This is a genomic window from Streptomyces sp. NPDC005899 (genome assembly GCF_040629645.1).
Lineage (GTDB): Bacteria > Actinomycetota > Actinomycetes > Streptomycetales > Streptomycetaceae > Streptomyces.
On sequence record NZ_JBEXWB010000023.1, the window covers coordinates 1 to 2,948 of the forward strand.

Consider the following 2,948-nt stretch of genomic DNA (forward strand, 5'->3'; position numbering starts at 1 on the left):
CAGGGTGGCCAGCGCCGTCCGCCCCTCCAGACGGGCCAGCGGCGCTCCCAGGCAGTAGTGGATCCCGTGGCCGTACCCGAGGTGCTGATTGTCACCCCGACGCTCGGGGGCCTCCGAGCCCGGCTCCCGGTCGCCGCCCTCACCCGCCCGGCCGAAGAGCGGAGCCAGGACCAGCTGGGCGGCGCCCTCGGCCACCGGGCGGTCGCCGCCACCCGCGACGGTGACCGGGACGGGCACGACGGCGCCCTCGCGGCGGGCGCGCTCCTCGACCACCGCGCGCACCCCGCTCACGTACGCGTCCTCGTCGGCGGCGACGGTGCGGCCGCCGAGGACGATGCGGTCGATGTCGAGCAGGCCCACGAGGTTGGCGGCGCCCGCCCCGAGGACCCGGGCGGCCTCGGCGATGTCGCCGCGGGCGGCGGCGGCCAGACAGAGTGCCTCGATGCAGCCGCGCCCTCCGCAGCCGCACGCAGGGCCGTCGAGCTGGAGGGTCTGGTGGCCGAACTCCCCCGCGCCGGTCCGGGCTCCGCGGTGCAGTGTCCCGCCGAGGACCAGGCCGGCACCGAGTCCGGTGCCCAGGTGCAGGTACGCGAAGTCGGTGTCGGTCCGTTCCCGCAGGGCGAGGCCGAGTGCGGCGGCGTTGGTGTCCTTGTCGACGACGACGGGCATCCCGATCCGTGCGGCGAGGGCGTCCCGCAGCCGGTAGCCGTTCCACCCGGGGTAGCCCGTGACGCGGTGGAGGACGCCGCTGCGGTGGTCCAGGGGCCCCGGCAGGGCGGCGCCCACGCCGAGGACCGGCCGGTCCCCGCTCCCGGGGCCGTCCGCCCGTACCGTCTGGACCGCGTGGGCCGCCGTCGTGAGGACGTCGGCGGCGGGCGCCCCGAGGTCGAGCGGGGCGGTCCGGGCCGCGACCGGGGTGCCGGCGAGGTCGACCAGGACGGCGGTCAGTTCGTCGCGGTCCAGGTGGAGCCCCACCGCGTACCCCGCGTCGGGTACCAGCCGCAGCACCGTGCGGGGCTTGCCGCCCGTGGACGCGCGGTGGCCGGCCTCGGCGGCGAGGCCCTCGGTGCGCAGCCTGGCGGTGATCTTGCTGACGGCCTGCGGGGTGAGCCCGGTGCGGTCGGCGAGCTCCAGCCGGCTGATCCCCTGCTCACCGGCCACGCGCAGCAGGTCGAGCACGAGCGAGGCGTTGTGGTGGCGCAGGGCCGGGAGGTTCACTCCGCCGCTCCTGCTGCTGCTCCTGTTCACCGCCCCATTGTCCCCCTCGCTTGCACTTTGGCAACAGCGTTGCTTAAGTGGTCGGTATGACTGCCAACGCTGCTCTGCGCGTCGGACTCGTGGGCTACGGCCTGGCGGGGTCCGTCTTCCACGCCCCCCTGATCTCGGCGACCGGGGGCCTCGTCCTCGACACGGTCGTCACGTCGAACGAGGAGCGGCGGGCCCAGGCCCGCGCCGAGTTCCCCGGTGTGCGGCTCGCGTCCTCCGCCGAGGAACTGCTCGCGCGGGCGGGCGAGCTCGACCTGGTCGTGGTCGCCTCCCCCAACAGGACACACGTCCCGATCGCGCGGGCCGCCCTGGAGGCCGGGCTCCCCGTGGTCGTGGACAAGCCGCTCGCGGGTACGGCCGCCGAGGCCAGGGAGCTGGCCGGGCTGGCCGGCGAGCGGGGGCTCCTGCTCTCGGTCTTCCAGAACCGCCGCTGGGACAACGACTTCCGCACGCTCGCCCGCCTGATCCAGGACGGGCGGCTCGGTGACGTCCAGCGGTTCGAGTCCCGCTTCGAGCGGTGGCGCCCGCAGCTCAAGGGCGGCTGGCGCGAGTCCGGCGACCCGCAGGAGATCGGCGGGCTGCTGTACGACCTGGGCAGCCACGTCGTGGACCAGGCGCTGACGCTGTTCGGGCCGGTGGTGCAGGTGTACGCGGAGTCCGACGTCCGCCGTCCGGGTGCGGCGGCCGACGACGACACGTTCGTCGCGCTCACGCACGTCAACGGTGTCCGCTCCCACCTGTACGCCAGCGCCACCACGGCCCAGCTCGGCCCGCGCTTCCGGGTCCTCGGCTCGAAGGCGGGCTACGTGAAGTACGGCCTGGATCCGCAGGAGGCGGCCCTGCGCGAGGGAGCCCGCCCGGTGGCCGGTGAGCCGTGGGGCGAGGAGCCCGAGGAGCTGTGGGGGCGCCTGGGCGCGGGCGAGTCCCCGTTGACGGGCGGCGGCGACCCGGTCCGCACGCTGCCCGGCGACTACCCGGCGTACTACTCGGCCGTCGCCGCCGCGCTGCGCGGCACCGGCGAGAACCCGGTGACGGCGCTCCAGGCGGCCGCCACCCTGGACGTCCTGGAGGCCGCGCGCCGCTCGGCCCGCGAGGGCGTGTCCGTGACCCTTCTTCCGCACCACGACGAGGAGCAGCACGCGTGAATCCCAGCGCTCCGACCATCTCCGAGCTGATCGCCCAGGAGCGGCGCCTGACGCTGCCGCACTTCGGCTACGACGACGCCTACGCGCTGGGCGGCCTGCTGGTCGCGCTGGCCCGCGACCGGCACGCCCCGGTCGCGATCGACATCCGGCGGGGCGCGCAGCAGCTCTTCCACGCCGCGCTGCCGGGTTCGAGCGCGGACAACGACGCGTGGATCGACCGCAAGCGCAGGGTGGTGGAACGCTACGGGGAGAGCTCCTACCTGGTGGGGACCCGCTTCCGGGCCAAGGGCACGACCTTCGAGGAGTCCTCCCGGCTGGACCCGGACACGTACGCCGCGCACGGCGGTTCGTTCCCGATCGCGGTGGAGGGCGCCGGGGTGATCGGCACGGTCACGGTGTCCGGTCTGCCGCAGGCCGAGGACCACGCGCTGGTGGTGGAGGCGCTGGAGCAGTTCGCCACCCGCCGCACCACCTGAGGGTGACGGAGAAGGGACGGAGGGGTGGGGGGGGGGGCGGGGGGCCGCCCCGCCCGCCCGG

Annotated in this window: 2 protein-coding genes and 1 pseudogene; 2 read left to right on the forward strand and 1 reads right to left on the reverse strand. The window is 75.6% G+C overall.

Annotated elements, in window-relative coordinates:
- Window positions 1–135: 135 nt before the first annotated feature.
- Window positions 136–1,248, reverse strand: a pseudogene (locus ABZ371_RS05365) (ROK family transcriptional regulator); the annotation flags it as partial.
- A gap of 56 nt (window positions 1,249–1,304) precedes the next feature.
- Between ABZ371_RS05365 and ABZ371_RS05370 the strand changes: the two are divergent.
- Window positions 1,305–2,411: a Gfo/Idh/MocA family oxidoreductase gene (locus ABZ371_RS05370; protein WP_358673768.1), complete on the forward strand. Its 1,107-nt coding sequence runs from the start codon at window positions 1,305–1,307 to the stop codon at window positions 2,409–2,411.
- On the forward strand, window positions 2,408–2,887 hold the full coding sequence (locus tag ABZ371_RS05375) for a heme-degrading domain-containing protein (protein WP_358673771.1): 480 nt from the start codon (window positions 2,408–2,410) through the stop codon (window positions 2,885–2,887). The genes ABZ371_RS05370 and ABZ371_RS05375 overlap by 4 nt, the downstream gene beginning before the upstream one ends.
- Window positions 2,888–2,948: the final 61 nt, after the last annotated feature.

Excerpts from the sequence above, each read along its gene's own strand:
- ABZ371_RS05370 (WP_358673768.1), top strand. The coding sequence starts at position 1,305 with ATGACTGCCAACGCTGCTCTGCGCGTCGGACTCGTGGGCTACGGCCTG.